The sequence below is a fragment of the Pseudomonas nitroreducens genome (assembly GCF_014204515.1).
In the GTDB taxonomy this organism is placed as follows: domain Bacteria; phylum Pseudomonadota; class Gammaproteobacteria; order Pseudomonadales; family Pseudomonadaceae; genus Pseudomonas; species Pseudomonas nitritireducens_A.
The window spans coordinates 103,407-127,105 of record NZ_JACHLI010000014.1 but is presented as its reverse complement, the minus strand read 5'-3'; the positions used below and the strand labels follow the sequence as shown (position 1 = coordinate 127,105).

Here is a 23,699-nt window from a genome sequence, read left to right as displayed (position 1 = left end):
ACACCGGCGGCGCCGGGCGCGCTGATCACCACGGTCAGGGCGGTCAGCAACAGGGTGCCGACGGCGGCGATGATCCCGCGCGGCATGCTGCGGCCCGGCTCGGCGGCTTCCTCGGCGGCGGAGGCGACCTGTTCGAGGCAGATGAACATCCAGATGGCGAAGGGCACGCAGGCGAACACGCCGGCCACGCTCACGCCCGGCAGGGCGCTGCCGGCCCCGGGCAGCGTGCTGCTGGTTGTAGCCAGCAGGTTTTCCCAGTGCACGTGGGGCAGCATGGCGCCGCCGAAGGCCAGCAGGGCGATGGCCGCCACGGCGCCGGCCAGGAGGGTCAGCCCGAGGGCCTCGCCGACGCCGATGATATGGATGCCGATGATCACTGCGAACAGGCCGATGCGCACTGGCCAGCCGCCGAAGCCGAACACCGACTCCATGTAGGCGGCGAGGAAGTTGGCGGCCGCGCCGGTGCCGATGGTCAACGCCAGCGCGCAGGCGGCGCCGACCAGATAACCGACGAAGGGCCCGAAGGCCAGTTGGGCGTATGCGAATACGCCGCCGGCATGGGGCCGCGCGGTGGAAAGTTCGCACACGCACAGCGCCAGGCCGCCGCAGAGCACGGCCATCAGCAGGGTGGCGACGAGCATGTTGGCCCAGCCGCTGCTGGCCAACCCGTAGTTCCAGCCGGAGAACTGCCCGGCGATGACCAGTGAAATGCCGAGCCCGGCGATCTGGGGCCAGCGGAGTACGCCTTGTTTGAGCATGGTGGTTGTCCCTTGCCTGTGAGTGATGGGGAGTGGACGGCAGTCAGCCGCGGGCGCCGGTGGGCGACGGGCAAGGGAGGTATGGGAATGGAGTCATGGAGCGGCCCTTCTTGTTGTTTTATGGGGGTTGCACGCGCCCGCCGTCAGGTGCGGCGGGCAGGGAGAAGGTACGAAGGGCGGGGGTGGGGCGATATCAGAAATGCGCAAAGACGTCAGGTGGAGATTTGGCGTGCGGGCAGCATGGGTATCGCTGCGCTCCACGCCATCCTACGGACGAGGTTTTCCGGCAAGGTTCGTAGGGTGCATAACGCGCCAGCGTTATCCGCCGTTGTTGCATCGGCGCATAACCCGTTCCGGGTTATGCGCCCTACGTTCGCAGATTGCCGTTGACGTTGCCGCCGGCTCTGGCTCTGGCTTTTGAAGTCTTCCAGTGAAACATCCGCACGCGCCGGAGTGCCCCTTTCAGGAGGCCGAAGGTGATCGGAGTTCCAGGGGCCGAGCGACATGGATGTCGCGAGAGCGTTGTCGGGCCAGGGATGGCCCGTCGAGGGGGACGCCTAGTTCGGGCCCCTGGAACTCCGAGGAACCGAGGGTACTTTTCGCGAAGCGAAAAGCCGGATGGCAGGGGCGAGACCTTTGCCTACTTTGGGTCTTTCCAAAGTAGGTCGCCCGAGGGGGCGAAACAAAATCTCTCAGCGCACGCCGAAGCGACGCTGGAACACCCAACTACAAGCAAGAACATCGCGGACAAAGTCCGCTCCTACGCAACCGGATAAATCGGAACCGGCCAGCGGGCGCCGGCCCTGCCGGCGGATCGCGGGCGAGGCCCGCACCTACAGGTACCGGCGGGCATAAAAAAACCGGCCCGAAGGCCGGTCGAATAATCACACCGGAGTCGCAGCGCTCAGCGCATCACGCGCGCTTGAGCACCAGGGTGAGGATGTCGTAGCTGGCCACCAGCTCGCCGAGCTGGTTGGTGACCTCTACGTCCCAGGCCACTACGCCCTGCGGCTCGCCCTTGGGGCTCTTCTTGCCCTGGTCGATCTTGCGCTTGCAGGTCAGGCGCGCCTGGATGGTGTCGCCGATGCCCACCGGGTTGATGAAGCGCAGGGTGTCCAGGCCGTAGTTGGCCAGCACCGGGCCGACGCCGGGGGAGACGAACAGGCCGGCGGCCGCCGAGAGCACGAAGTAGCCGTGGGCGATGCGCTTGCCGAACTGCGAGTCCTTGGCAGCCAGTTCGTCGAAGTGCATGTAGAAGTGGTCGCCGGACAGGCAACCGAAGTTGACCAGGTCGGCTTCGGTGACGGTGCGGCGGTGGGTCAGCAGCGACTCGCCAATCTTCAGCTCGTCGAAGTAGCGGCGGAACGGATGCACTTCGGTCTCGTAGACCTTGGCGCCGCGCACGTATTCGCCTGTGACGGCCATCAGCATGCTCGGCGAACCCTGCACGGCGGTGCGCTGCAGGTAGTGCTTCACCGCGCGCAGGCCGCCCAGTTCTTCACCGCCACCGGCGCGGCCCGGGCCGCCGTGCTTGAGCACCGGCAGCGGCGAGCCGTGGCCGGTGGATTCGGCGGCGGATTCGCGGTCGAGGATATGCAGGCGGCCGTGCAGCGCGCCCATGGCCGGAACGACCTTGGCGGCCACTTGTGGGTCGCGGGTGATCAGGCTGGCCACCAGGCTGCCTTTGCCGCGGGCGGCGAGGGCGATGGCTTCGTCGATGTCGTCGTAGGCCATCAGGGTGCTCACCGGGCCGAAGGCCTCGATGTCGTGGGCGCCGCCTTCGGCATGCGGGTCGCGGCTGCGCAGCAGGGTCGGGGCGAAGAACGCGCCTTCGCTGACACCATCGCCACGCGGGGCGAAACCATCCTTGGCGCCGAAGACCAGTTCGCTGGACTTCAGCAGCGCTTCGACGCGTTCGGCGACGTCGGACTGCTGGGCATGGGAGGCCAGGGCGCCCATCTTCACGCCTTCCACCGACGGGTCACCGACCACCACCTTGGCCAGGCGCTCACGCAGGCGCTCGGCCACGGCGTCGATGTGTTTGGCAGGAACGATGGCGCGGCGGATGGCGGTGCATTTCTGCCCGGCCTTGGCGGTCATCTCACGGGCCACTTCCTTGACGAAGAGATCGAATTCTTCGTCGTCCGGGGTCACGTCCGGGGCAAGGATGGCGCAGTTCAGCGAGTCTGCCTCGGCGTTGAACGGCACCGAGTTGCGGATCAGGTTGGGGTTCACGCGCAGCTTGGCGGCGGTGTCGGCGGAGCCGGTGAAGGTCACCACGTCCTGGCCCTGCAGGCGGTCCAGCAGGTCGCCGGTGCCGCCGATGATCAGTTGCAGGCTGCCGGCCGGCAGCAGGCCGGATTCGTGCATCACGCGCACCGCGGCTTCGGTGATGTAGCTGGTGGCGGTGGCCGGTTTGACGATGCACGGCATGCCGGCGAGGAAGCTCGGCGCGAACTTCTCCAGCATTCCCCAGATGGGGAAGTTGAAGGCGTTGATGTGCACGGCGATGCCGCCGCGCGGCACCAGGATGTGGCTGCCGGCGAACTTGCCGGTCTTCCCCAGGGGGATGGCCGGGCCTTCGTGGACGACGTTGCCCGAGGGCAGCTCGCGACCGCCGACGCCGGCGTAGGCGAACAGGGTGCCGGCACCGCCTTCGATGTCGATCCAGCTGTCGGCGCGGGTGGCGCCGCTGTGGCGGGAAATCTCGTAGAGCTGTTCCTTGCGCTCGGTCAGGTACAGCGCCAGGGCTTTCAGGCGCTGGGCGCGCTGCTGGAAGTCCATGGACATCAGTTCTTTCAGGCCCTGCTCGCGGGCATGGGCCACGGCTTCGGCGAAGTCCAGCGCCTCTTCGTGGGTGCGTGCCACGGTCTGGCCGTTGAGCGCGCTACGCAGCGCCTGGGCGCCGTGCTGGCCGACCCAGCGGCCGCCGATGAAACTTTGCAGGATTGGCTCTTGGGCCATGTTGTTTTCCTCCGGATCGCTACGCAAGGGTGCCGGCTGCTGCCGGTGACCGCCGCGCCGGGTGGGCGTCGGCGGCACGTTGATCAGTGGCGGAACGAGACCGCCGGATTAGGGCCGCCAATACCTTTGTGAGGAGTTGGCGGTGACACGGGAACGATCTGTCGTGGGGCGGGGCCGATCGCGGACGGAGTCCGCTCCTACCCAATGTCGAACCCCGCGTAGGAGCGGACTCCGTCCGCGATCAGGGTTCCGCTTCATGCCGGATTCGGCAGGGGGCGGTTCGCGAGCAAGCTCGCTCCTACGAAGAGCCGAAAATCAGAGCTGGTCGAAGTCCAGCACCACGCTGTCGCTGATCGGGTACGCCTGGCAGCTGAGCACGTAGCCGGCCGCCACTTCGTAGTCTTCCAGGGCGAAGTTGCTGTCCATCTCCACCTCGCCGGAGACCACCTTGCACTTGCAGGTCGAGCACACGCCGGCCTTGCAGGAGTAGGGTAGTTCGGCGCCCTGTTCGTTGCCGGCGTCGAGCACGCTGACGCTGTTGCGGGCCAGCTCGAAGGACAGCTCGCGGCCATCGCTGATCACGGTGATCCGGCTCTTCGCGCTGTCGACCGCGGCGGCGGCCTGGCGGGCTTCGCGCTTGCTCTCGCTGCCAGCGGCGGCGAACAGTTCGAAGTGGATGCGCTCGGCCGGCATGCCGTTGCCCTTGAGCTGGTCGCGCACGGTCTCGGTCATTGCCTGCGGGCCGCAGATGAAGGCGGCGTCGAGGCTCTTCACGTCGAGCCAGCGGCTGAACAGCTGGCCGCACTTGTCGGCGTCGATGCGGCCGTTGTAGAGGTCCACGTCCTGCTGCTCGCGGCTGAACACGAAGATCAGGTTGAGGCGCTGCAGGTAGCGGTTCTTCAGGTCTTCGAGCTGCTCGCGGAACATCGCGGCATTGCTCGAACGATTGCCGTAGAGCAGGGTGACGCGGCTGTGCGGCTCGGTTTCCAGGGTGGTCTTGACGATCGACAGGATCGGCGTGATGCCGCTGCCGGCGGCGACCGCCAGGTAGTTGCCGTGGCGCGCCGGGTCCAGTTCGACATTGAAGTGGCCGGCCGGCGGCATGACTTCCAGGCTGGCGCCGACCTTCAGCGCCTCGTTGGCGTAGGCGGAGAAACGCCCGCCCGGTACGCGCTTGATCGCCACGCGCAGCTCGCCATCGTTGACGCCGCTGCAGATGGAGTAGGAGCGGCGCACTTCCTCGCCACCCAGCTGGGTGCGCATGACCAGGTGCTGGCCGTGCTGGAAGCGGAAGCTGTCGGCCAGGTCCGCCGGGACGTCGAAGGCGATGGACACGGCGTCACGGGTTTCCGTGCGCACTTCCTTGATTTTCAGGCTGTGGAACTTGCTCATTGTTCTTCTCCGGCGGCGGTGCCGCTCAGATGCACTTGAAGTAGTCGAACGGCTCGCGGCAATCGACGCAGCGGTACAGGGCCTTGCAGGCGGTGGAGCCGAACTCGCTGAGCAGCTCGGTGTGCGCGCTGCCGCACTGCGGGCAGCAGACTTCCGGGCTTTCGCCGAGCAGGCTGCGCTTGCTGGTGCTGCCGGCCGGCGGGGCGATGCCGTAGACGCGCAGCGCCTCGCGACCGCTGTCGCTGATCCAGTCGGTGGTCCAGGCCGGATTCAGCCGGCGCTCCAGTTGCGGCGCGGCGAAGCCGGCGTGCTCCAGGGCGTGCTGGATGTCCTGCTCGATGACCTCGGTGGCCGGGCAGCCGGAGTAGGTGGGGGTGACCACCACGTGCAGGTGCCCGTCCTGCCAGTCGAGCCCGCGCACGATGCCCAGCTCGACGACGCTGACCACCGGCACTTCCGGGTCCATCACCGCGCCGAGCACGTGCCAGGCGCGGCTGAGGTCGTCAGCCGTGCCGGCGCGTGCGCCGCGGTCGCTGGTAATCAGCTCACCAGGTCGCATCGGGGTAGGCCCGCTGGAGGAACTGCATCTCGGCCAGGAGGATGCCCAGGTGCTCGGTGTGCAGGCCGCGGCGGCCGCTGAGGTAGAAGTTCACCGCGGGTTCGGGCAGCGGCAGGGTCGCGGCGGCGAAGATGTCGGCGACCTTGGACTTCCAGGCATTGGCCAGCTCGGTCGGGTTCGGTGCGACCCCGGCCTCGAACAGGCGCTGCTCGATGTCATCCGCGTTGCAAAGTTCGAGGGTGAAGCGCCACACCTGCGGGATCGCCGCGAGCATGCGCGCGCGGCTTTCCTCGGTGCCGTCGCCCAGGCGCTGCATCCACTCACCGGAGCGGCGCAGGTGGTAGGTGACCTCCTTCAGACCCTTGGCGGCGATGGCGGAGATGCGCTCGTCGCTGGAACTGCTCAGGGCATGCAGCACATGGAAGTGCCACGCGTCATAGAGGAACTGCTTGGTGATGGTCACGGCGAAGTCGCCGTTGGGCTGCTCCACCAGCAGCAGGTTGCGGAAGGCCCGCTCGTCGCGGCGGAAGGCCAGGGCGTCGGCGTCGCGGCCGTCGTCCAGCAGTTCCACGGCGTACTCGTACCAGTTGCGCGCCTGGCCCACGAGGTCGAGGCCGACGTTCATCAGCGCCAGTTCTTCTTCCAGCGCCGGGGCATGGCCGCACCATTCGCACAGGCGCTGGCCCTGGATCAGGGCGCTGTCGGCGAGGCGCAGCAGGTATTCGATCTTGTCGTTGTTCGGGTTCATCGCACGCGTCTCACATGTGGCCGACTTCGGGCGGCAGCTCGTAGAAGCTGGCGTGGCGGTAGACCTTGTCCTGGGACGGGTCGAACAGCGGGTCCTTCTCGTCGGGGGAGGAGGCGGTGATCAGCGCGGAGGGCACCACCCACAGGCTCACGCCTTCGTTGCGGCGGGTGTACAGCTCGCGGGCGTTCTCGATGGCCATCGCGGCGTCGGCGGCGTGGACGCTGCCGACATGCTTGTGGTTCAGGCCGTGTTTGCTACGCACGAATACTTCGAACAAAGTCCACTCGGACATGACTTTTCTCTCCTCGCGGCTCAGGCGGCGTCTTTCTTCTGTTGTTGTTTGCGGGCGTAGGCGACCGCGGCTTCGCGGACCCAGGCGCCGTCTTCGATGGCTTTGCGGCGGGTGGCGACGCGCTCGGTGTTGCACGGGCCGTTGCCCTTGAGCACTTCGTAGAATTCTTCCCACTGGATGTCGCCGAAGTCGTAGTGACCGCGTTCCTCGTTCCACTTCAGGTGCGGGTCCGGGGCGGTGCAGCCGAGCAGTTCCAGCTGCGGCACAGTCTGGTCGACGAAGCGCTGGCGCAGCTCGTCGTTGCTCTGCCGCTTGATCTTCCAGGCCATGGACTGGGCGCTGTTGGGAGAGTCGGCGTCGCTCGGGCCGAACATCATCAGCGACGGCCACCACAGGCGATTGATAGCGTCCTGGACCATGTCCTTCTGCGCCTGGGTGCCGTGGCGCATCATGGTCAGGAGGATTTCGTAGCCCTGGCGCTGGTGGAAGCTCTCTTCCTTGCAGATGCGGATCATTGCGCGGGAGTAGGGGCCGTAGGAGGTGCGCTGGAGCACTACCTGGTTGACGATGGCGGCGCCATCCACCAGCCAGCCCACTGCACCCATGTCGGCCCAGTTCAGCGTCGGGTAGTTGAAGATGCTCGAGTACTTGGCCTTGCCCGAATGCAGCTTGGCGATCTCGGTGTCACGGTCGGCGCCCAGGGTTTCCATGGCGCTGTAGAGGTACAGGCCATGGCCGGCTTCGTCCTGGATCTTCGCCATCAGCTGCAGCTTGCGCTTCAAGGTCGGCGCGCGGGTCACCCAGTTGCCTTCGGGCAGCATGCCGACGATCTCCGAGTGGGCGTGCTGGGAAATCTGCCGGATCAGCGTCTGGCGGTAGGCGTCGGGCATCCAGTTCTTCGCCTCGATCTTCACCTCGGCGTCGATCTTTTCCTGGAAGGCGCGTTCTTCCGGCGACATCTCATCCAGCGCCTTGATGCGCTTCACGCCGGTCTCAACCAGTTGTGCGTACATGCTGTGTCTCCAGCCTTTTGTCTTGTTCGTGGGACGGCCTTGGCCATGGCTGTCTTTTTAAATGATACAGAAATGAATGTCTAACACTAAATGATGTGTCGTAATTGGATTCGGTATCGCTTGGCGGGATTTCGGCGGTCGCGGACGGCTCGGGAAAACCGAGTATTTCTAGATTGAGCATACAAATTCGGCGATAACGCGAGTGGTGTAGGGGAGGTTTGGCTGTTGCTGCAGAGCCGCCAAGTATCGTCACTGCGTATCAGGAAGACTGATAAGTGATACAGAAACGTGTTTTTATGAATCAATCGTTGCTGCGGTTTTGAGGCGAGAGGCGTCGCGGTGGGCTGGCTTCGGAGCAGGCGGGGAGCGATCGCGGGCGGAGCTCCAGGGATGATGCTCAGCGGATCAGCGAGTTGGAAAAACAACTGGCGCAGATGAAGCGTGCCGTGGACGGGGCTCAGGAAGAGCGCGGCACGCCAAAAAAACCACGGCTTTCTTCGCTCGAAAAGTGCTGCGAGCAAGCTTGTGGTCGCCCGATTGAAGGGGCGGGAGCGTTGTGCGTGGGTGCCGACTGCCAGGGCGTTCGCGCGGCAGCTATCTATCTATACGAAACGCAGTGACCTGCTACCAGCAACATCGCCGGCATTCGGCTACCAGCTGCCATGGCGGTGCCCGCGGCGGGCGGACCACTACAGGTCCGCCCCTGCGCCGGGATTACGCTTTGCGAGCGATGCCCTTGCCCGGCAGGTGATCGCGCCCATGTGGCCCGCTGAAGCCCTGCTGCGGGCCCAGCGGCACGATGCCGGTCGGGTTGATGGTGCGGTGGCTGGCGTAGTAGTGGTTCTTGATGTGCTGGAAGTCCACGGTTCCGGCAACGCCCTCCAGCTGATACAGCTCGCGCAGCCAGCCGGACAGGTTCGGATAGCCCGCCAGGCGCCGCAGGTTGCACTTGAAGTGGCCGTGGTAGACCGCGTCGAAGCGGATCAGCGTGGTGAACAGGCGCACGTCGGCTTCGGTCAGGTACTCGCCTGCCAGGTAGCGCTGCTGGCCCAGGCGTTCTTCCAGCCAGTCCAGCTCGTTGAACAGGGTCTTGAAGGCCTCTTCGTAGGCGTCCTGCGTCGTCGCGAAGCCGGCGCGGTAGACACCGTTGTTCACCGCCGGGTAGATGCGCTCGTTCAGCTCATCGATCTGTGCGCGCAGCGGCTCCGGATAGAGATCCAGGGTATTGCCGGTGATGCCGTCGAAGGCGCTATTGAACATGCGGATGATCTCCGCCGATTCGTTGCTGACGATGCGCTGCTCGTGCTTGTCCCACAGCACCGGCACGGTTACGCGGCCGGTGTAATTCGCATCGTCCCGGGTGTAGCGCTGATGCAGGAAGGTCAGGCCATCGAGCTTGTCGCCTGTGGAGCCGAGCGCCTCGTCGAAGGTCCAGCCGTTTTCCAGCATCAGCCAACTGACCACTGAAACGTCGATCAGCGTTTCCAGGCCCTTGAGCTGGCGGTAGATCAGCGTGCGATGGGCCCAGGGGCAGGCCAGCGACACGTAGAGGTGATAGCGACCGGCTTCGGCACGGAAGCCGCCTTCGCCGGTGGGGCCGGGCTGGCCATCGGCGGTGATCCAGCTGCGGCGCTGGGCGTTCTCGCGCTGGAAGCGGCCGTCCTTGCTGGTGTCATACCACTGGTCATGCCAGCGGCCATCGATCAACTGTCCCATCTGATTGCTCCAGAAAACGGGGGAGATGGGATCAGTCTATCGGCTGCAGCTCGATTGTTTAGCGCAAAAACAGGATTCCAGATATCGATTAAATCGATCTATCCCGCGCAGCCCAGCGTCTATCAGCCTCTGCGAAAGCCTCCTCTCGCTGCAGCCCTGTGGCGCGCAGGGCGAGCGCCAGGGTGGCGCGGACCGCCAGCGCGCCGTAGGCGTCCTCGATCTCGCCCCGCCAGAAGGCGACCAGATGCGCCGGCTCCAGCGTTTCCGGCTTGACGTGACGCAGCGGCGACAGCGCCGGCCACTCCTCGTCCCAGGCCTCGCCAGAGCGGCAGCCGTAGAGATGCGAGGTGGCATCCGGATTCATCTCGATCTCGCCGCCTTCGCCCTTGATGACGATGGCGTAATCGCCGAGCAGGCGGCTGCCTTCGCGGTGCACTTCCTGGTAGCCGGGGTGGAAGATGCTCTGCAGCACGCAGGTGGCGCCCAGCGGGTTGAGCAGGCGCACGGCCGAGTGCATGGGGGAGCGCAGGCCCAGGGTGTTGCGCAGGTCGATCATGTGCTGCAGGCGCGGCATCCAGTCCACCAGCGGGGCAAAGGCTATGCCCTTGGCATCCATTGCAGCACTGACCGAGTTCCAGTCACGGCACAGCGGCAAGCCGAGTTGTTCCAGCAACTGTTCGCTGTACACCCGGCCGGCGGTATGCGCGCCGCCGCCGTGCAGCAGGATGCGCGTGCCACTGCCGCCCAGGCATTTGGCGGCCAGCAGGTACCAGGGCAGGTGGCGCTTCTTGCCGGCGTAGCTGGGCCAGTCCAGGTCCACGGCAATCTTCGGCGCCTGCAGGCGCTGGCGCACCGCTTCGGTGAAGCCGGCCAGTTCTTCCGCGCTTTCCTCCTTGTGCCGCAGCAGCATCAGGAAAGCGCCGAGCTGGGCTTCCTCGACCTTGTCGTCGAGGATCATGCCCAGTGCTTCGCGCGCCTCCTCACGGGTCAGACCGCGGGCGCCGCGCTTGCCCTTGCCGAGGATGCGGACGAACTGGGCGAAGGGATGTTCGGCGGGTGTCTGCAGGACGAGCGGGGCGGCGGTCATAGGCAATTGGTCGGCTTCGGCAGGCCGGCGAGCTTGGCGGCAAGCTTGGCCGGGGTGCCCTTGAACAGGAGGTTGAGGTGCAGGCTGCTGCCTTTTTCCGCGCCCAGCTTCTGGGCCACGTACTTGATCAGCGGGCGGTTGGCCGGCGACAGCTGGAATTCGCCATGAAACTCGCGCAGCAGCAGGAGGATTTCCCAGTGTTCGGGAGTCAGGTGGATGCCTTCGTTGTACGCCAGGGCTTCGGCGGCGGCATCGCTCCAGTCGCTGAGCTCGACCAGGTAGCCGTCCTTGTCCAGCGGCAGGGCCTGGCCGTTGACCAGTAGAGTGTTCATAGCCAGGCGTTCACCTTGTCGAAGCGGGTGCAGAGGTCGACGAAGCCGGGATAGTCCACGGCGACCACGCGGCTGGGGAGATCGTCCAGCCCGCGTGCCTGCAGGTCTTCCTGCAGGGCGAACAGGGCGTTGCCGGCGGACAGTGCCAGCAGTGCCTGGGCGGGAGTGCTGCCGGGCTGCAGGGCATGGGTGGCATCGCCGGACAGCAGGATGCCGTCGTCATCTCCGAGCAGGAGCAGGCAACTTTCGAAACGGCCATCGTTGAACGGGGAGTGCGAGAGCAGGTGGAGAGTAGCCATCAGATCGTGATCACCTGGTCGTGGGTTTGCAGCAGGCTGCGCAGGGCCGCGGTGTCCAGTGCCTGGGCCGGCAGGGTCAGGCTGGCGGCGTCCAGGCCTCGCTCGGCAAGGCTGAGGGCGCTGGCATAGAGCGACTCCACGCCGAACAGCGGCAGTGCTTGCAGATTGGCCTGCAGGTCCTTTTGTTCGATGCTGGCCGGGCGTTGGCCGGGGGCGAGCTGGAACACGCCATCATCGAGGAACAGCAGCGAAATCGGCAGATCGAAGGCGCCGCCGGCGAGGGCGATATCCAGCGCCTCGCGCGCAGCGGGGCCGGCCCAGGGCGCCTGGCGGCTGATGATGAGCAGGGACTTGGCCATCAATCGCCTCCAAAGCAGACGAGGCGGTCCGCCAGTTGCACGGCCTCATGCAGCTGTCCGAGACCGGAAAGCTCCCAGGGCGCGACAAGGTTGGCGGCCGGGCGCGCGTAGCGGTTGGCTTCTTCCGCGTTCAGTACGCCGCGGCGCAGGGCGGCGGCGATGCAGACCACGCCGTCCAGCCGGTTGTCGCTGACGAAGCGCGTCCAGGCGGCGGCGACATCCAGTTCGTCCTGGCCGGAGACGGCATTGGCCGAGGCGCTGTGCACGCCATCCTGGTAGAAGAACAGCCGGGAGATTTCATGGCCGCCGGCCAGCACCGCCTCGGCGAAGCGCAGGGCGCGTCGGGCGGCCGGGGAGTGCGGCTGTGAGAAAAGGGCGATGACGAACTTCATGATTGGGCTTCGAGCGGCGGTGTATCGCGCAAATGATACGGCACCGTGCCTTCTTTGCCCCGCCGGAAATGAAAAAAGCCCGTCGAAACGGGCTTTTCCGGAGAGTGCGGCGATCAGTCGTCGCTGCTCATGATGCCGAAGATCTGCAGCAAGCTGATGAACAGGTTGTAGATCGACACATACAGGCTGATGGTGGCCATGATGTAGTTGCGCTCGCCACCGTGGATGATCGCGCTGGTCTGGAACAGGATCATCGCCGAGGAGAACAGCACGAAACCGGCGCTGATGGCCAGTTGCAGGCCGCTGATCTGGAAGAACAGCGAGACCAGTACGGCGCCCAGCAGGACGAAGAAGCCTGCGGTGATGAAGCCGGACAGGAAGCTCATGTCCTTGCGGGTGGTCAGCACGTAGGCGGACAGGCCGAAGAACACCAGGGCGGTCATGAAGAAGGCCGACGAGATCACGCTCGCGCCATTGGCCATGCCCAGGTACATGTTCAGGATCGGGCCGAGGCTGTAGCCCATGAAACCGGTCAGGGCGAAGGTGCTGATCAGACCCCAGCCGCTGTTGCGCAGCTTCACGGTGAGGAAGAACAGACCGTAGAAGCCCAGCAGGGTAACGATCGGCCCGAGGTAGGGCAGGCGCAGCTGCTGCGAGGCGTAGGCGACCACGCCGCTGAAGGCGAGGGTCAGTGCCAGCAGGCCGTAGGTATTGCGCAGGACACCGCTGACCTCTTTCTGCTCCACGGCTGTGGAGTCGAGATATTGCCGTTCTTGCATGTCGAGACACTCCTGTTAAGCGGGATACGGATCCATGGCCGTAGTGGGACGCATCATAACAGAGGGAAAAGCGTGCTGAATCATCAGAGTTTGACAGTGTGTTGCGATCCGGTACTATTGCCGCCCGCTCATGTGGAAGCGTGGCCGAGTGGTTTAAGGCAACGGTCTTGAAAACCGTCGACGGGCAACTGTCCTAGAGTTCGAATCTCTACGCTTCCGCCACTATTACAACGTTGAAAGCCCCGCAATGCGGGGCTTTCGCGTTTCTGCGGCAAGGCTGCGGGCAAAGTCGCCAAGTTGGCGGCGGCCGGTTAACCGATGACGGCGCAATTTGAACAAGTCCACGAAATGTCACTCATCCCGATGGATGATTCTGTAGGGCGTTGATCCTCTCAGTTAGACTTTTCGTCCTACTACCCGGAAAACTCTTAATGAACCAAGTCGAAGATCTCGAGCGGCAGATGCGCGAAGCGCTGGGTGTCGCTCCCAAAAAAGTAAAAAGTGTGCGGGAAGCCAGCAACCCCATGCGCGGCTATCTGGTCGTCCTGAGCGTACGGGGCAACAGCGGCCCGGCCTTTCGCTTCGAGCACCGCTCGCGCTCGCTGAGCCGTACCGAGGCGATCCTGGAGGCGGAAAAGGCCGCGCGTGCCGAGGGCTACAAGCCCTGGGTCCTGCTGGATGCCATCGAGGCCTGAGTCGCCAGGGCGGACAAAGTCTGGCGGGTTCGCAACAGATGGCGGTCTCGAATGGCCGACGCTGATTTCGGGAACCGTGCAAACAAAGTCCTTCTTTTCTTCCGATCATTCGTTCAGGGCGCTGAAATTTCCGGTACGCGCGTCCTAGACGGTTTGAGGGCATTCTGCCAGCATCTGCCCATTCGCGACCTGATTTCTCTGGCGCTTGCATTTTGACGAAGCGCTTCCAAGCTAGGTCGTAGAGCTGCTTTCTGTTAAGGTTCGGCAATTGTCCGAAGCTCCTGCCGGGTCTTCGCCATTCCATTTTCCTTCAAGGGGTGCTGCGTGATTAAGGTGCTGGTGGTCGATGATCACGATCTGGTGCGCACCGGAATTACCCGCATGCTGGCCGATATCGACGGTCTGCAGGTCGTTGGCCAGGCCGACTCCGGCGAGCGCGGATTGCAGCTGGCCCGCGAGCTCAAGCCCGATGTCGTGCTGATGGATGTGAAGATGCCGGGCATCGGCGGCCTGGAAGCGACCCGCAAGCTGCTGCGCAGCCAGCCGGACGTGCGCGTGGTGGTGGTGACCGTCTGTGAAGAAGACCCGTTCCCGACCCGCCTCATGCAGGCAGGGGCGGCCGGCTATCTGACCAAGGGCGCGGCGCTGGAGGAGATGGTCCAGGCCATTCGCCAGGTATTTGCCGGGCAGCGCTATATCAGCCCGCAGATTGCCCAGAGCCTGGCGCTCAAATCCTTCGAGCCGGAAAAGAACGCCTCGCCGTTCGATACCCTGTCCGAACGCGAGATCCAGATCGCGCTGATGATCGCCAACTGCCACAAGGTGCAGAGCATTTCCGACAAGCTCTGCCTGTCACCCAAGACCGTGAATACCTACCGCTACCGCATCTTCGAGAAGCTCTCGATCACCAGCGACGTCGAACTGGCGCTGCTGGCCGTCCGGCACGGCATGGTCGATACCAGCATCTGATCATGGCGCCATTCGATTCGGCGGCCTTCCTGGCCACCTGCAGCGGGCGGCCGGGCGTCTACCGCATGTTCGATGCGGAAGCCAAGCTGCTCTACGTCGGCAAGGCAAAGGACCTCAAGAAGCGCCTCTCCAGCTATTTCCGCAAGACCGGCCTGGCGCCCAAGACGGCTGCCCTGGTGGCGAAGATCGCCCAGGTCGAGACCACCATCACCGCCAACGAGACCGAGGCGCTGTTGCTGGAGCAGACGCTGATCAAGGAGTGGCGGCCGCCGTACAACATCCTGTTGCGCGACGACAAGTCGTATCCGTACGTCTTCCTTTCCAGCGAAGACCAGTACCCACGGTTGACCATCCACCGCGGTGCAAAGAAGGCGAAAGGGCGCTATTTCGGGCCGTACCCGAGCGCCGGCGCCATTCGTGAAAGCCTGGCGCTGCTGCAGAAGGCGTTCTTCGTCCGGCAGTGTGAAGACAGTTATTACCGCAACCGCACGCGCCCCTGCCTGCAATACCAGATCAAGCGCTGCAAGGCGCCCTGCGTCGGCCTGGTGAGCGAGGAGGAGTACGCCGAAGACGTGCGCCACTCGATCATGTTCCTCGAGGGGCGCAGCAATGTGCTGGCGGAGGAACTGTCCACCAGCATGGAGCAGGCGGCGATGCGCCTGGACTTCGAGAAGGCCGCCGAGCTGCGTGACCAGGTGCAGATTCTTCGTCGCGTGCAGGACCAGCAAAGCATGGAGTTCGGCACCGGCAACGTCGATGTGGTGGCGGCAATCGTGACTCCGGGCGGCGCCTGCGTGCACCTGATCAGCGTGCGCGGCGGCCGTGTGCTGGGCAGCAAGAACTTCTTCCCGCAGGTAGCGATCGAGGAGGAGGTGGGCGACGTGCTGCTGGCTTTCCTCGGCCAGTACTACCTCAGCCATCACGAGCGCGACCTGCCCAGCGAACTGATCGTCAACGCCGTGCACGAGGACTTCCCGATCCTCGCTGCCGCCATTGAAGAGTCTCGCGGGCGGCTGCTGGAAATCAGCCACCGCGTGCGTACTACCCGCGCGCGCTGGCAGCAGCTGGCCGTCACCAACGCCGAGCAGGCCCTGGCGGCGCGCCTTGCCAATCGCCAGCACATGGCGGCGCGTTTCGATGCGCTGGGTGAGGCACTGGACCTGCCCGAGCCGCCGCAGCGACTCGAATGCTTCGACATCAGTCACTCCAGCGGCGAGGCAACGGTGGCGTCCTGCGTGGTATTCGGCCCGGAAGGCGCGCTCAAGTCGGACTACCGCCGCTTCAATATCGAAGGCATCACCGGCGGCGACGATTACGCCGCGATGCACCAGGCGCTGACCCGCCGCTTCAGTCGCCTGAAGGAAGGCGAGGGCAAGATGCCCGACATCCTCCTGGTGGATGGCGGCAAGGGGCAGTTGGCAATGGCCCAGGAGGTGCTCCAGGAACTGGCGGTCGTCGGTCTTACCTTGCTGGGCGTCGCCAAGGGCGTGACCCGCAAGCCCGGTCTGGAGACCCTTTATCTCAACGACGCCGAACACGAATTCACCTTGCCCGCCGACTCGCCCGCGCTGCACCTGATCCAGCAGATTCGCGACGAGGCTCACCGCTTCGCCATTACCGGCCACCGCGCACGTCGCGGGAAAGCCCGCCGTACCTCGACCCTGGAAGATGTGGCGGGCGTTGGTCCCAAGCGCCGCCGCGATCTGCTCAAACACTTCGGTGGGTTGCAGGAACTGGGTAGAGCCAGTATCGATGAAATCGCCAAGGCCCCCGGCATCAGCAAAAAGCTGGCAGAGCAGATTTATGCTGCACTGCACAGCGAGTAGAATGCCGGCTCAACTCGCAGACCTTCCGACCCGATGAATATCCCGAACCTGCTAACCCTGCTCCGCGTTCTGCTCATCCCAATCTTCATCCTGCTGTTCTACCTCCCGTTCCCGGCCAGCCACCTGGCGGCCAGTTCCGTATTCGCCCTGGCGGCAGCGACGGACTGGCTGGACGGCTATCTCGCGCGCAGGCTGGGGCAGAGCACGCCGTTCGGTGCCTTCCTCGATCCGGTAGCGGACAAGCTGATGGTGGCCACGGCGCTGGTGCTGCTGGTGGAGGAGCATGCCAACCTCTGGCTGACCCTGCCGGCCGCCATCATCATCGGTCGCGAGATCGTCGTTTCCGCTCTGCGCGAATGGATGGCGGAAATCGGCGCAAGGGCGCACGTGGCCGTTTCCAGCCTGGGCAAATGGAAGACCGCTGCACAGATGCTGGCGTTGGTCATCCTGCTGGCCAACCCGCCACTGATGACCTTCTGGGTGCTGGTAGGCTACGCACTGCTGATCATTGCCGCGATTCTTACCTTGTGGTCGATGCTGCACTATCTGCTGGCCGCCTGGCCGCACCTGAATACGGCCCCGAAAGAAAAATAACTTTTTTGAATCAAGGAGTTGACAGGCATTTCTGAATCGTTAGAATGGCGCCCGTCAACACGACAAAGCGGGAATAGCTCAGTTGGTAGAGCACGACCTTGCCAAGGTCGGGGTCGCGAGTTCGAGTCTCGTTTCCCGCTCCAGATTTTGATGATTCGCGTTGAGTCATCCGTGTCATGGCTGAGTAGCAGAGTGGTTATGCACCGGATTGCAAATCCGTGAACGCCGGTTCGATTCCGACCTCAGCCTCCAATAGAAAAGCCCTGTAAATCTTCGATTTACAGGGCTTTTTCTTTAGCCGATCAACTTCAGAATGCGAGCCTCGACCGCTTGCGTGCGAGGTTGGGGGCTGTATATAGTCCAGCCCCTTCGGGTTCCCAGGAGCCCGGATGACGTACAACGCGCTGCCGCCCGGATGGCGAAATCGGTAGACGCAGGAGACTTAAAATCTCTCGCCCTTTGGGCGTGCCGGTTCGAGTCCGGCTCCGGGCACCATATTCCTTGCTCCATGTCTCGCTCCCTGAACCCTGCCGTTTGCTTCGCAGGCGCTGCATGGACACAAAAAACCCGGCCTTGGCCGGGTCTTTTCATGCCCTGACTAAGCTCAGGCGCCGATGTTCGCCATGGAGCGCAGGCGCGCGCCGGCCTTGACGATGCGGCGCTGGCGCAGCGGCTCGGTGTTCTCGTAGAAGTTCTGCAGTGGCATCTGATCCTTGAAATGATCAGCATCGCGCTCCTGCAGCGGGCCGTACTCGGTGGCGAGGTCGCGGCGAATGCGGTTGACCAGGCTGCACAGCAGTTCCTCGTTGCGTTGCTCTTCGAGGCGCACCACGCGGCAGGCAGTTTGCTCGCCTGCATCCTTGCTCAACGTCATGATCAGATTGCCGTCCGGGCGGGTGGTGAAACTCACCTCGAAATCGGCGAACTGTTGGCAGAGATATTGGGCGGCAGGCAGACGTTCGATCGGCATGGTGTCGTCCTCGGCAATGAAGGGAAGGTCTTTCCCATACATTGCAGGCTGCATGCCAGCTTCTCGTTAATAAAAAAGCCTTTAAAATCAATTAGATAGATTGTGATCTCTGCCGCTTCGCCATGCACCTTGCAAGGTGGGCCTGGAAAGTCGTGGCATTTTGCACGATGCCAGAAGTGGCGCTGGGATCAATGCGCAATGGGATGGTGCCGGGAAGAGCGGGATTTCGGCTTGGCCTTCTGCAAGCGGGCGCGACGCAGGGGGACTCGCAGGATGGCCCACAGCGTCACCAGGGCCAGCACGACCCAGCCGAGAATCATGAGCGTAACGAATGTGCCTGGATTCATATCGATATCCTCACCCCTCCCTAAGGGTAGCCCACCGCCAGCAGTGCGCCGTCCTATCGGTTGAGCGGCGTTTGCCTGCAGAGGTTCCATGCAATGGCTTGATGGACCGACGAACTTCTGTTATCTGTATGAATATACAGTATTCGAGTATGTCGCCATGCAGCAAGCCATTCTGGAAGTCCACGATGTCCTCCGCCCCGGCCAGGCTGCCTGTGCCGCGGCCCTTCATACCTACATAGTCCGCGCTCATGGCGAAGACATGACGGAAGCCGGTATTCGTGACAGCGATCTGCTGCTGGTCGATCGCTCCGAGCTGGCGGTCGCAGGGGAGATCGTGGTCGCGGCACTCAACGGCGAGCCATTGATCCGCAGGCTCGCAATCGTCGATGGCTCGTTCGCCTTGCTGGCGGCGCGGGAAGGCTTTCCGGCGCTGAAGGTGGAAGAGGGCGATGAACTGTCGATCTGGGGAGTGGTGAGACGGCGCATTTCTGCCGTGGAGCTGGCGACTGCCAGGGATAGTTGAGCTTGGGGCAGGAGCGGTCGGGGGATCGTGCTGACCTTTTGCCAGTAGGTTTTCGAACTATTCCGGAGCAAGGGTGGTCAGATACGCTTGGCACCGGTCAGCAAGATTTCGCACAAGTCGTGCAGCTTGCAATCCGGGGCATTGTAAGGCGGGCGCAGCCTGATTAGACTGCGCGCAACTCGCACCCCTGTCCCTCTCGAAGGACTCCCATGATCAAGAAATGTCTGTTCCCGGCCGCCGGCTACGGTACCCGCTTCCTCCCGGCCACCAAGGCCATGCCCAAGGAAATGCTGCCGGTGGTGAACAAGCCGCTGATCCAGTACGCCGTTGAAGAGGCGCTGGAAGCCGGTCTCGGCGAAATCGGTATCGTTACTGGCCGCGGCAAGCGCTCTCTCGAAGACCACTTCGATATCAGCTACGAGCTGGAGCACCAGATTCGCAACACCGACAAGGAAAAGTACCTGGTCGGTATTCGTCGCCTGATCGACGAATGCACCTTCTCCTACACCCGTCAGGTCGAGATGAAGGGCCTGGGCCACGCCATCCTGACCGGCCGCCCGCTGATCGGTGACGAGCCGTTCGCGGTGGTGCTGGCGGACGACCTGTGCCTGAACCTGGAAGGCGACAGCGTCCTCAAGCAGATGGTCAAGCTGTACAACCAGTTCCGCTGCTCCATCGTGGCGATCCAGGAAGTGCCGCCGGAAGAGACCAACAAGTACGGCGTGATCGCCGGCGAGATGATCCGCGACGACATCTACCGCGTGAACACCATGGTCGAAAAGCCCAAGCCGGAAGACGCGCCGTCGAACCTGGCGATCATCGGCCGCTATATCCTGACTCCGGATATCTTCGACCTGATCGAGCAGACCGAGCCGGGCAAGGGCGGTGAAATCCAGATCACCGACGCCCTGATGAAGCAGGCCCAGGACGGCTGCGTGCTGGCCTACAAGTTCAAGGGCAAGCGGTTCGATTGCGGTAGCGCCGAGGGTTACATCGAGGCGACCAACTTCTGCTACGAAAACCTCTACAAGACCGGCAAGGCCTGGTAACCCCAGACTTTATCGATCTTGAAAAAGCCACCTTCGGGTGGCTTTTTCGTTTCCGACCCTACATCGAACGGGGGATTGGCATGGCTTCCGAGCCGGGCCCCAGTGGCTGGCCGTAGCTGAACTCGACGTAGTTGCCGGCCGGATCGCGCAATCCACAGTAGTAGCCAACCGGATAAGGTTCGTCGCGTGGCGCCCAGATCAGGCAGCCGGCGGCGGCCGCTTCGCGGGCAATTTGGTCGATCGCTTCACGGGATTCCACGGCGAAGCCGAAGTGACTGTAATCATCGCTGGCCAGGTGCCGTTCCTGGCCGCCGGGCATGATGACGAAGATGAACTGGTGTTCCTTGCCCGGCTCCGCCATCCAGACGATGCGCGACCCCTTGCCTTCGCGCTGATGGATGACTCGCATGCCGCAGAAGCGCTCATAGAAGGCGATGCAGGCATCCAGGTCGGGCACATGCAAGGCCAGATGGGTCAGCGTCGAGCGCATGGCGGTACCTCCTTCGCGGTCGGCTGATGGCAGGATAGGACAGGCGGCATGAGGTATGCTGCCTGGCATATCCCAGCGGAGATCCATGATGTCTTTCGATTTTGACCTGTTCGTCATCGGTGCGGGTTCCGGCGGCGTGCGCGCCGCGCGCTTCGCCGCGGGCTTCGGCGCCAAGGTGGCCGTGGCGGAAAGCCGCTACCTGGGCGGCACCTGCGTCAACGTCGGTTGCGTGCCGAAGAAGCTGCTGGTCTACGGCGCCCATTACCATGAAGACTTCGAACAGGCCTCCGGGTTCGGCTGGACCCTGGGTGAGGCGAAGTTCGACTGGTCGACCCTGATCGCCAACAAGAACCGGGAAATCCATCGGCTCAACGGCATCTACCGCAACCTGCTGGTGAACAGCGGCGTCACGCTGCTGGAAGGGCACGCCAGTCTGAAGGACGCGCATACCGTGGAGGTCGACGGGCAGAGTTTCCGCGCCAAACACATCCTCATCGCCACCGGTGGCTGGCCGCAGGTGCCGGATATCCCCGGCAAGGAACATGCGATCACTTCCAACGAGGCGTTCTTCCTCCCATCCCTGCCGCGCCGGGTGCTGGTGGTGGGCGGCGGCTATATCGCGGTGGAGTTCGCCGGGATCTTCCACGGCCTCGGTGCGCAGACTTCGCTGCTGTACCGCAAGGAGCTGTTCCTGCGCGGCTTCGATCGTAGCGTGCGCGAGCATCTGCGCGATGAGCTGAGCAAGAAGGGGCTGGACCTGCAGTTCAACAGCGATATTGCCCGCATCGACAAGCAGGCCGATGGCACCCTGGCCGCCACCCTGAAGGATGGCCGCGTGCTGGAGACCGATTGTGTGTTCTATGCCACGGGTCGCCGTCCGCAGCTGGACAACCTGGGCCTGGAGAATGTCTCGGTCGCGCTGGATGAGCGTGGCTACGTCAAGGTGGACGAGTCCTATGGCACCAGCGAGCCGTCGATCCACGCCATCGGCGACGTCATCGGCAGAGTGCAGTTGACCCCCGTGGCGCTGGCCGAGGGCATGGCGCTGGCGCGCAAGCTGTTCCGCCCGGAGGAATATCGTCCGGTGGACTACAAGCTGATCCCCACGGCCGTCTTCAGCCTGCCGAACATCGGCACCGTTGGCCTGACCGAGGACGAGGCGCGCAGCGCCGGGCACAAGGTGAAGCTGTTCGAGAGCCGCTTCCGGCCGATGAAGCTGACCCTGACGGAATGCCAGGAAAGGACGTTGATGAAGCTGGTGGTCGACGCCGATACCGACAAGGTGCTCGGTTGCCACATGGTCGGCCCGGATGCCGGCGAGATGCTCCAGGGCATCGCCATTGCGCTCAAGGCCGGAGCCACCAAGCGGGTGTTCGATGAAACCATCGGCATTCACCCGACGGCCGCCGAGGAGTTCGTCACCATGCGTACGCCAGTCGGCGCCTGAGGACAATAAAAAAGCCGGTGCAGCTGCACCGGCTTTTTTCTGCGCGCTTTCCAGCCGTCAGTTGGCGCGCTCCAGGGGCGCATGGCTGTCATCCTGGCGCTGCGCATAACGCTGGGCGAGCACGGCGCAGACCATCAGCTGGATCTGGTGGAACAGCATCAGCGGCAGCAGGATCACGCCGACCGTGCTGCTGGCGAACAGCACCGAAGCCATGGGCACGCCGGTGGCCAGGCTCTTCTTCGAGCCGCAGAAGACGATGGTGATGCGGTCTTCCAGGGAGAAGCCCAGGTAGCGGCCCAGCAGGTTGGTTGCGATCAGCGCCAGGGCCAGCAGGACGCAGCAGGCGACTACCAGGCCGGCCAGGGCGGGCAGCGGAATCTGGTGCCAGAGGCCCTGGATCACCGCGGCGCTGAAGGCGGTGTAGACCACCAGCAGGATCGAACCCTGGTCGACGTATTTCAGCACCGGCTTGTTGCGTTCGACCCAGGCGCCGATCCAGTGGCGCAGCAGTTGGCCGGCGATGAAGGGCACGAGCAGCTGCAGGGTGATCTTGCCGATGGCGTCGAGCGTGGAGATGCCGGTATCGCCATGGGCGCCGATCAGGAATTGCACCAGCAGTGGGGTGAGGAAAACGCCCATCAGGCTGGAGGCCGAAGCGCTGCAGATCGCGGCGGGTACGTTGCCGCGCGCCAGGGAAGTGAAGGCAATGGACGACTGCACGGTGGCGGGCAGGGCGCAGAGGTAGAGCATGCCCAGGTACAGGTCCGGGGTGACCAGCGGCGACAGTACCGGCTTGAGCGCCATGCCGAGGATCGGGAAGAGGATGAAGGTGCAGGCGAACACCAGCAGGTGCAGGCGCCAGTGGGTGGCGCCGGCGATGATCGCCTGGCGCGACAGCTTCGCGCCATGGAGGAAGAACAGCAGCGCGATACCCAGGTTGGTGATCCAGCCGAAGATCACCGCGGCGGTGCCTTGGCAGGGCAGCAGGCTGGCAACGGTCACGGTGGCGATCAGCGCCAGGGTGAAGTTGTCGGGGAGCAGGCGTGGGCGAGCCATGGGCACATCTCTCATCGTTGTTGTGTGTGAAAGACCGCTAGGGTCAGGTTCGCACTCTAAGCCCCTGAGAAAGTGCCGGCTAACGCCAGAAAGCCAGCTTATGTCGCTGAAAGGACAGATTCGGCAGCGTGAACGTGCAGGTCCACCGACCATACACTGACCATGCCGCGCATGCGCTGGGCGATCACTTCGGCACGGTGGCGCGGCAGGCTGTCCACCCGCAGGGCAATGTCCAGCCAGTCCTCCCGGCGCGAGGACTCGACCTCGGCCGGTACGTGGCCCTGGAGTGCGAACTGGTTCAGCAGTCGACAGAGAATATCGGCATCGAGCTCCGCGCGGATCAGGTAGCGCACGTCGGCAGCGGATTCCGTAGGGACGGGGCGGTCCAGGGCGGGCGCGGGAAATTCGACGAGGTGGAGCGCAGGGAGTGTCATGGCGGCTGGCCGAAGCAGTTGGGAGTGGGAAGATTCTGCAGCCACTCAGGAGGATTTATTTGCCTGCTTTCTGCCTCTGTGCGATTTTGTGTGCATTAATAAGTCTGAATATCAACCTGAAGAGACTTGTTCATGCCTGTTTCATTGGATGCCCATGACCGCAGGATCCTCGCTCTGCTTCAGGAAGAGGCGACGCTCTCCACGGCGGAGATCGCCGAGCGCATCGGTCTGTCCCAGTCGCCCTGCTGGCGCCGTATCCAGCGTTTGAAGGAAGAGGGAGTGATCCGCAAGCAGGTGACCCTCCTGGATCGCAAGAAGATCGGCCTGAACACACAGATTTTTGCCCAGGTGAAGCTCAACGCCCACGGGCGCAATCACCTGACCGATTTTGCCCAGGCCATGGAGGCATTTCCGGAGGTGCTGGAATGCCACGTGCTGATGGGGGCGGTGGACTTCATGTTGCGCATCGTCACCGAGGACGTGGAGGCCTACGAGCGCTTCTTCTTCGAACGCTTGTCGCAGGTGCCGGGGGTGCAGGAGATCAACTCCATCGTGGCGCTTTCGGAGATCAAGTCGACCACCACGCTGCCGCTGCCGCGCGGCTGAAAG

26 protein-coding genes, 4 tRNA genes and 1 pseudogene are annotated in these 23,699 nt (G+C 63.9%); 13 read left to right on the top strand and 18 right to left on the bottom strand.

Annotation, left to right across the window (positions count from 1 at the left end; genetic code table 11):
- Window positions 1-35: 35 nt before the first annotated feature.
- The 7 genes and pseudogenes from HNP46_RS35890 to paaA form a co-directional block, all read right to left on the bottom strand.
- Window positions 36-758 (bottom strand): annotated as a pseudogene (locus HNP46_RS35890) (amino acid permease); the annotation flags it as partial.
- A gap of 912 nt (window positions 759-1,670) precedes the next feature.
- The gene (gene paaZ, locus HNP46_RS18280) at window positions 1,671-3,722 is read right to left on the bottom strand and encodes a phenylacetic acid degradation bifunctional protein PaaZ (protein WP_184591621.1); all 2,052 of its coding nucleotides are present in this window, start codon (window positions 3,720-3,722) and stop codon (window positions 1,671-1,673) included.
- Window positions 3,723-4,037: 315 nt separating this feature from the next.
- Window positions 4,038-5,114 carry a 1,2-phenylacetyl-CoA epoxidase subunit PaaE gene (paaE, locus tag HNP46_RS18275; protein WP_184591619.1) on the bottom strand — a complete coding sequence of 359 codons (1,077 nt, stop codon included), beginning with the start codon at window positions 5,112-5,114 and terminating at the stop codon, window positions 4,038-4,040.
- A gap of 25 nt (window positions 5,115-5,139) precedes the next feature.
- The gene (gene paaD, locus HNP46_RS18270) at window positions 5,140-5,673 is read right to left on the bottom strand and encodes a 1,2-phenylacetyl-CoA epoxidase subunit PaaD (protein WP_184591617.1); all 534 of its coding nucleotides are present in this window, start codon (window positions 5,671-5,673) and stop codon (window positions 5,140-5,142) included.
- Window positions 5,660-6,421, bottom strand: coding sequence for a 1,2-phenylacetyl-CoA epoxidase subunit PaaC (paaC, locus tag HNP46_RS18265; protein WP_184591615.1), 762 nt, complete (start codon window positions 6,419-6,421; stop codon window positions 5,660-5,662). Before paaC ends, paaD begins: the two co-directional genes overlap by 14 nt.
- 10 nt (window positions 6,422-6,431) lie before the next feature.
- Entirely contained in the window at window positions 6,432-6,713 is a 282-nt protein-coding gene (paaB, locus tag HNP46_RS18260) for a 1,2-phenylacetyl-CoA epoxidase subunit PaaB (protein WP_017520939.1), read from the bottom strand.
- Window positions 6,714-6,733: 20 nt separating this feature from the next.
- Window positions 6,734-7,726 (bottom strand): 1,2-phenylacetyl-CoA epoxidase subunit PaaA, encoded by a 993-nt coding sequence (gene paaA, locus HNP46_RS18255; protein ID WP_184591612.1) that lies wholly within the window; start codon window positions 7,724-7,726, stop codon window positions 6,734-6,736.
- 413 nt (window positions 7,727-8,139) lie between these two features.
- On the opposite strand from paaA, the gene HNP46_RS18250 reads away from it, so the two are divergent.
- Entirely contained in the window at window positions 8,140-8,346 is a 207-nt protein-coding gene (locus HNP46_RS18250; RefSeq protein WP_184591610.1) for a hypothetical protein, read from the top strand.
- 94 nt (window positions 8,347-8,440) lie between these two features.
- On the opposite strand, the gene HNP46_RS18245 is transcribed toward HNP46_RS18250, so the two are convergent.
- The 7 genes from HNP46_RS18245 to HNP46_RS18215 form a co-directional block, all read right to left on the bottom strand.
- A complete protein-coding gene (locus HNP46_RS18245) occupies window positions 8,441-9,442 on the bottom strand; it encodes a glutathione S-transferase family protein (RefSeq protein WP_184591608.1) in 1,002 nt (333 codons plus the stop codon).
- Window positions 9,443-9,530: 88 nt separating this feature from the next.
- Window positions 9,531-10,529 (bottom strand): glycosyl transferase family protein, encoded by a 999-nt coding sequence (locus HNP46_RS18240; RefSeq protein WP_184591606.1) that lies wholly within the window; start codon window positions 10,527-10,529, stop codon window positions 9,531-9,533.
- Window positions 10,526-10,861, bottom strand: a complete 336-nt coding sequence (locus HNP46_RS18235; RefSeq protein WP_184591604.1) for a TusE/DsrC/DsvC family sulfur relay protein — start codon at window positions 10,859-10,861, stop codon at window positions 10,526-10,528. The genes HNP46_RS18240 and HNP46_RS18235 overlap by 4 nt, the downstream gene beginning before the upstream one ends.
- Window positions 10,858-11,160 (bottom strand): sulfurtransferase complex subunit TusB, encoded by a 303-nt coding sequence (gene tusB / locus HNP46_RS18230; protein ID WP_184591601.1) that lies wholly within the window; start codon window positions 11,158-11,160, stop codon window positions 10,858-10,860. The genes HNP46_RS18235 and tusB overlap by 4 nt, the downstream gene beginning before the upstream one ends.
- Window positions 11,160-11,519 carry a sulfurtransferase complex subunit TusC gene (tusC, locus tag HNP46_RS18225; RefSeq protein WP_184591589.1) on the bottom strand — a complete coding sequence of 120 codons (360 nt, stop codon included), beginning with the start codon at window positions 11,517-11,519 and terminating at the stop codon, window positions 11,160-11,162. Before tusC ends, tusB begins: the two co-directional genes overlap by 1 nt.
- Window positions 11,519-11,911 carry a sulfurtransferase complex subunit TusD gene (tusD, locus tag HNP46_RS18220; RefSeq protein ID WP_184591587.1) on the bottom strand — a complete coding sequence of 131 codons (393 nt, stop codon included), beginning with the start codon at window positions 11,909-11,911 and terminating at the stop codon, window positions 11,519-11,521. The genes tusC and tusD overlap by 1 nt, the downstream gene beginning before the upstream one ends.
- 113 nt (window positions 11,912-12,024) lie before the next feature.
- Complete coding sequence (locus tag HNP46_RS18215) at window positions 12,025-12,690, bottom strand: Bax inhibitor-1/YccA family protein (protein ID WP_184591584.1); 666 nt, start codon at window positions 12,688-12,690, stop codon at window positions 12,025-12,027.
- 134 nt (window positions 12,691-12,824) lie between these two features.
- On the opposite strand from HNP46_RS18215, the gene HNP46_RS18210 reads away from it, so the two are divergent.
- The 8 genes from HNP46_RS18210 (at window position 12,825) to HNP46_RS18175 (ending at window position 17,269) form a co-directional block, all read left to right on the top strand.
- Window positions 12,825-12,912, top strand: a tRNA-Ser gene (locus HNP46_RS18210).
- A gap of 209 nt (window positions 12,913-13,121) precedes the next feature.
- A complete protein-coding gene (locus HNP46_RS18205; protein WP_260403200.1) occupies window positions 13,122-13,385 on the top strand; it encodes a hypothetical protein in 264 nt (87 codons plus the stop codon).
- Between the two features lie 324 nt (window positions 13,386-13,709).
- Window positions 13,710-14,354 carry a response regulator transcription factor GacA gene (gene gacA, locus HNP46_RS18200; RefSeq protein ID WP_184591580.1) on the top strand — a complete coding sequence of 215 codons (645 nt, stop codon included), beginning with the start codon at window positions 13,710-13,712 and terminating at the stop codon, window positions 14,352-14,354.
- Window positions 14,354-16,180 (top strand): excinuclease ABC subunit UvrC, encoded by a 1,827-nt coding sequence (gene uvrC, locus HNP46_RS18195; protein ID WP_184591719.1) that lies wholly within the window; start codon window positions 14,354-14,356, stop codon window positions 16,178-16,180. The genes gacA and uvrC overlap by 1 nt, the downstream gene beginning before the upstream one ends.
- A gap of 33 nt (window positions 16,181-16,213) precedes the next feature.
- Window positions 16,214-16,774, top strand: a complete 561-nt coding sequence (gene pgsA / locus HNP46_RS18190; protein WP_184591578.1) for a CDP-diacylglycerol--glycerol-3-phosphate 3-phosphatidyltransferase — start codon at window positions 16,214-16,216, stop codon at window positions 16,772-16,774.
- A gap of 67 nt (window positions 16,775-16,841) precedes the next feature.
- Window positions 16,842-16,917: transfer RNA gene (locus tag HNP46_RS18185), tRNA-Gly, on the top strand.
- A 35-nt stretch (window positions 16,918-16,952) separates the two neighbouring features.
- Window positions 16,953-17,026: transfer RNA gene (locus HNP46_RS18180), tRNA-Cys, on the top strand.
- A 157-nt stretch (window positions 17,027-17,183) separates the two neighbouring features.
- Window positions 17,184-17,269 (top strand) — tRNA-Leu (locus tag HNP46_RS18175).
- A 109-nt stretch (window positions 17,270-17,378) separates the two neighbouring features.
- Here HNP46_RS18175 and HNP46_RS18170 read toward each other — a convergent pair.
- Window positions 17,379-17,798: a DUF3509 domain-containing protein gene (locus HNP46_RS18170; RefSeq protein ID WP_184591575.1), complete on the bottom strand. Its 420-nt coding sequence runs from the start codon at window positions 17,796-17,798 to the stop codon at window positions 17,379-17,381.
- A 381-nt stretch (window positions 17,799-18,179) separates the two neighbouring features.
- Here HNP46_RS18170 and HNP46_RS18165 point away from each other — a divergent pair, with 381 nt between their 5' ends.
- Entirely contained in the window at window positions 18,180-18,614 is a 435-nt protein-coding gene (locus HNP46_RS18165) for a LexA family protein (RefSeq protein ID WP_184591573.1), read from the top strand.
- Window positions 18,615-18,823: 209 nt separating this feature from the next.
- A complete protein-coding gene (gene galU, locus HNP46_RS18160) occupies window positions 18,824-19,663 on the top strand; it encodes a UTP--glucose-1-phosphate uridylyltransferase GalU (RefSeq protein WP_138215537.1) in 840 nt (279 codons plus the stop codon).
- Window positions 19,664-19,721: 58 nt separating this feature from the next.
- On the opposite strand, the gene HNP46_RS18155 is transcribed toward galU, so the two are convergent.
- Entirely contained in the window at window positions 19,722-20,153 is a 432-nt protein-coding gene (locus tag HNP46_RS18155; RefSeq protein ID WP_184591570.1) for a VOC family protein, read from the bottom strand.
- Between the two features lie 88 nt (window positions 20,154-20,241).
- Between HNP46_RS18155 and gorA the strand changes: the two genes are divergently transcribed.
- Window positions 20,242-21,600, top strand: a complete 1,359-nt coding sequence (gene gorA / locus HNP46_RS18150; protein ID WP_184591568.1) for a glutathione-disulfide reductase — start codon at window positions 20,242-20,244, stop codon at window positions 21,598-21,600.
- Window positions 21,601-21,657: 57 nt separating this feature from the next.
- Here gorA and HNP46_RS18145 read toward each other — a convergent pair whose 3' ends face one another.
- Together HNP46_RS18145 and HNP46_RS18140 are read right to left on the bottom strand one after the other, a co-directional pair.
- Window positions 21,658-22,656 (bottom strand): bile acid:sodium symporter family protein, encoded by a 999-nt coding sequence (locus HNP46_RS18145; RefSeq protein WP_184591566.1) that lies wholly within the window; start codon window positions 22,654-22,656, stop codon window positions 21,658-21,660.
- A gap of 98 nt (window positions 22,657-22,754) precedes the next feature.
- Window positions 22,755-23,009, bottom strand: coding sequence for a hypothetical protein (locus tag HNP46_RS18140; RefSeq protein ID WP_311771820.1), 255 nt, complete (start codon window positions 23,007-23,009; stop codon window positions 22,755-22,757).
- 213 nt (window positions 23,010-23,222) lie between these two features.
- Between HNP46_RS18140 and HNP46_RS18135 the strand changes: the two genes are divergently transcribed.
- Entirely contained in the window at window positions 23,223-23,696 is a 474-nt protein-coding gene (locus tag HNP46_RS18135) for an Lrp/AsnC family transcriptional regulator (RefSeq protein ID WP_184591564.1), read from the top strand.
- Window positions 23,697-23,699: the final 3 nt, after the last annotated feature.

What these genes read in the sequence shown, in the direction of transcription:
- paaZ (WP_184591621.1), bottom strand. Translation starts at nt 3,722, where the DNA reads ATGGCCCAAGAGCCAATCCTGCAAAGTTTCATCGGCGGCCGCTGGGTC.
- paaE (WP_184591619.1), bottom strand. Translation starts at nt 5,114, where the DNA reads ATGAGCAAGTTCCACAGCCTGAAAATCAAGGAAGTGCGCACGGAAACC.
- paaD (WP_184591617.1), bottom strand. Translation starts at nt 5,673, where the DNA reads ATGCGACCTGGTGAGCTGATTACCAGCGACCGCGGCGCACGCGCCGGC.
- paaC (WP_184591615.1), bottom strand. Translation starts at nt 6,421, where the DNA reads ATGAACCCGAACAACGACAAGATCGAATACCTGCTGCGCCTCGCCGAC.
- paaB (WP_017520939.1), bottom strand. Translation starts at nt 6,713, where the DNA reads ATGTCCGAGTGGACTTTGTTCGAAGTATTCGTGCGTAGCAAACACGGC.
- paaA (WP_184591612.1), bottom strand. Translation starts at nt 7,726, where the DNA reads ATGTACGCACAACTGGTTGAGACCGGCGTGAAGCGCATCAAGGCGCTG.
- HNP46_RS18245 (WP_184591608.1), bottom strand. Translation starts at nt 9,442, where the DNA reads ATGGGACAGTTGATCGATGGCCGCTGGCATGACCAGTGGTATGACACC.
- HNP46_RS18240 (WP_184591606.1), bottom strand. Translation starts at nt 10,529, where the DNA reads ATGACCGCCGCCCCGCTCGTCCTGCAGACACCCGCCGAACATCCCTTC.
- HNP46_RS18235 (WP_184591604.1), bottom strand. Translation starts at nt 10,861, where the DNA reads ATGAACACTCTACTGGTCAACGGCCAGGCCCTGCCGCTGGACAAGGAC.
- tusB (WP_184591601.1), bottom strand. Translation starts at nt 11,160, where the DNA reads ATGGCTACTCTCCACCTGCTCTCGCACTCCCCGTTCAACGATGGCCGT.
- tusC (WP_184591589.1), bottom strand. Translation starts at nt 11,519, where the DNA reads ATGGCCAAGTCCCTGCTCATCATCAGCCGCCAGGCGCCCTGGGCCGGC.
- tusD (WP_184591587.1), bottom strand. Translation starts at nt 11,911, where the DNA reads ATGAAGTTCGTCATCGCCCTTTTCTCACAGCCGCACTCCCCGGCCGCC.
- HNP46_RS18215 (WP_184591584.1), bottom strand. Translation starts at nt 12,690, where the DNA reads ATGCAAGAACGGCAATATCTCGACTCCACAGCCGTGGAGCAGAAAGAG.
- HNP46_RS18205 (WP_260403200.1), top strand. Translation starts at nt 13,122, where the DNA reads ATGAACCAAGTCGAAGATCTCGAGCGGCAGATGCGCGAAGCGCTGGGT.
- pgsA (WP_184591578.1), top strand. Translation starts at nt 16,214, where the DNA reads ATGAATATCCCGAACCTGCTAACCCTGCTCCGCGTTCTGCTCATCCCA.
- HNP46_RS18170 (WP_184591575.1), bottom strand. Translation starts at nt 17,798, where the DNA reads ATGCAGCCTGCAATGTATGGGAAAGACCTTCCCTTCATTGCCGAGGAC.
- HNP46_RS18165 (WP_184591573.1), top strand. Translation starts at nt 18,180, where the DNA reads ATGCAATGGCTTGATGGACCGACGAACTTCTGTTATCTGTATGAATAT.
- galU (WP_138215537.1), top strand. Translation starts at nt 18,824, where the DNA reads ATGATCAAGAAATGTCTGTTCCCGGCCGCCGGCTACGGTACCCGCTTC.
- HNP46_RS18155 (WP_184591570.1), bottom strand. Translation starts at nt 20,153, where the DNA reads ATGCGCTCGACGCTGACCCATCTGGCCTTGCATGTGCCCGACCTGGAT.
- gorA (WP_184591568.1), top strand. Translation starts at nt 20,242, where the DNA reads ATGTCTTTCGATTTTGACCTGTTCGTCATCGGTGCGGGTTCCGGCGGC.
- HNP46_RS18145 (WP_184591566.1), bottom strand. Translation starts at nt 22,656, where the DNA reads ATGGCTCGCCCACGCCTGCTCCCCGACAACTTCACCCTGGCGCTGATC.
- HNP46_RS18135 (WP_184591564.1), top strand. Translation starts at nt 23,223, where the DNA reads ATGCCTGTTTCATTGGATGCCCATGACCGCAGGATCCTCGCTCTGCTT.